Annotated in this window: 1 protein-coding gene; it reads right to left on the bottom strand. The window is 29.2% G+C overall.

Annotation, left to right across the window (positions count from 1 at the left end):
- Positions 1-104 precede the first annotated feature (104 nt).
- Complete coding sequence (locus tag Q0352_RS08405) at positions 105-2,582, bottom strand: transporter substrate-binding domain-containing protein (protein WP_299526574.1); 2,478 nt, start codon at positions 2,580-2,582, stop codon at positions 105-107.
- Between the last annotated feature and the right edge of the window lie 193 nt (positions 2,583-2,775).

Raw genomic sequence — 2,775 nt, 5'->3', positions numbered from 1 at the left:
ATGTTTGTCGGTTCGTTATTTAGTTTAAATGTAAGCATAAATTTTATGAGGTGTTATAGCTGTGTGCTTTATTATCTTTCGTTTATTTATCAATTTACAGTTTATTATTTCTCGAAATACTTTTGTATTAGTGACTCCAATTCCTCTTTTTTAATAGGTTTTGTTATATAATCATTGCATCCTGCATCCAAAGATTTTTCCTTATCTCCGGTTAATCCATAAGCTGTTTGTGCAATAATGATAACATCTTTATTAAACTTCCGTATTTGACATGTAGCTTCATATCCGTCCATTTCAGGCATTCGAATATCCATCAAAATTAAATCAATATCAGGGTTGTTACGGCAAGTCTCAATGGCTTCTCTACCGGTTGTTGCTCTTAAAATTTCATTGCTAAACTCACATACATTAATGGAAATCAACATTTCTGAAATATCATCATCTTCAGCAATTAGTATTTTTAGATTTTTAATAATATTTTCTGAACTGTCAGTAACTTCAACATCTTTGGTATTAATTTTTTTCTTAAATTCAGGGTTGTAAGGCAAGGTAAAATAAAATGTTGAGCCAATACCTTCTTCACTCTCTACCCATATTTTACCATCAAGAATTTCAACGTATGCTTTAGTAATAGACAAGCCTAAACCTGCACCTTGCCTTGCCATTGTATCTGGTATGTCAGCTTGAATGAAACGTTCAAAAATGGCTTTCTGTCTGTCTTTTGGAATCCCAATCCCAGTGTCTTTTACGAAAAACTCCAATTCGGCTTTTCTACTATGATTAGTGGATTCACTAATACTTTTTAAAACATATCCAAATTCTATTGTCCCTTTTTCCGAGTATTTAATTGCATTTTTAACAAGGTTTGTCAGGATTGCAAACAATTTTTCACGATCAGTTTTAATGGTGGCTTCTTTTGCTAGTAAAGTGTTTTTGAAGAAAAGTTGCATTCCTTTTGCTTCAACTTCTGGTTTAAAAAAAGTATAAATGTATTCGATTTGCTCGTTTATATTGGATTCCTTAATGTCCACATTCATTAAACCAGCTTCTATCTTTGAAATATGAACAATATCGTTGATAATATTTAACATTCGCTCCCCACTTTTCTCAATAATTCCAATATACTTTTGTTGTTGATCACCTGAAAGATTAGGTTTTTTTAGGAGATCTGAAAAACCAAGAATTCCATTCATTGGAGTACGAATTTCATGACTCATATTTGCCAGAAAGGCTGATTTTAAACGATCACTTTCTTCAGCTTGTTCTTTGGCCTTTTTTAGTTCTCTTTGAATTTCAATCTTCTTGGTAATATCTTCTGAAATTCCAAGTAAGTATTTATGATTGCCTTTCTTGTCTTTTAGGGCTATTTTTTTTGTGTATAATTTTTTAATACCAAATTTAGTATTTATATTTTCTTCTTCAATAATTATTGGCTCATTTGTTTTAAATACTTCTCTATCTTTTGATGTAAAGAAATCGGCTTCTTCTTTTGGGAAAAAATCGTAATCATTCTTACCAATTAATTCTTCACTTCTATAGCCTAAAAGTTTTTCACCTGCCTTATTAAACCGTATATAACGAAAATCATCGGCATTTTTAACGAAAACCATGCTTGGAATATTTTCAAAAATATTAGTCAAAAAAGTTTCATTTTCTTCAGCTTCTTCTTTGGCTTTAATTAATTCTATTGTTTTTTGTTTAACTCTTTTTTGTAAAACAAAATTGAAAAGAAATGCAAAAAGCAATATAGATAGAACCACAATAGACACGATTAATAAAAAATCCGTTTGGAGATAGAATGGTTTAACGGTGTAAGAAAGCCAGTTTTTGTAAATTTTTCGTTTTTCGTTTTTGCTAATTGAATTAACTGCTTTTGTTAAAATTGTGTTTAAAGTATCAAGACTTTTGCGACTGGCAATTGCAAGTTCGTTTGTATAGTTAATTTCACCTGCTATATTTAAGTTGCTGATGCCTTCTTTTTCAATATAATATGTTGCAACAGCCTGCTGACAGACGAAAGCATCTGCCTGACCAGTTGAAACGGCTCTTAAACAAGCAATATCATCAGAAAATGGAATTAATTTATATTCAGGATATTTTTTTGACAGATATTCCTGGACTGCATATAAATTAGTTACCGCAATTTTTTTATCTTTTAAGTCATTAATAGATATTATTTCTTGTTGCGATACACTTGTAATAATTACATGATTATGAGATAATAAAAAAGAAGTAAAATTTAAATACTTTTCCCTTTCATCAGTCTGTTGCACTTCAAGTATAACATCAACATTACCTTCTTTTGTGTCATTTAGTAATTTAGCAAAATCAGATTCATATACTTTTTTAAATTTATAATCTATTCGTTTTTCGATTATAGAAAAAAAATCAATAAATATTCCACTAATTTTACCTTTTTCATTTACAAATTGATATGGCGGTGCGTTTGGTGAAAGCCCAACAACAAGATTTGGATGTTGTTTTAACCATTCTTTTTCACTTCTTGTAATAATATCTGAATTATTACAAGAAATTAGAAAAAATAATAGACTATAAATTAAACCAAGTTTTATAATTTTCATTGTTATATCATTTATTTATTTATTGGTAAGTCCACTATTCTTTTTGTAATTATATTATAAATCTACAAATTTATATTTGATGCGTTAAGTTATTGAGTACTGCTTTTTTTCTAAGCATTTGCTATAACGGTTTAGTATTAAGATTTGTGCGACTGGAAAATCGGAGATTTTTCGGTTGTAGCAAATCGTTTGT

The organism is uncultured Lutibacter sp. (genome assembly GCF_937891065.1).
GTDB lineage: Bacteria > Bacteroidota > Bacteroidia > Flavobacteriales > Flavobacteriaceae > Lutibacter.
This window is presented reverse-complemented; position numbering and strand designations above follow the sequence as displayed.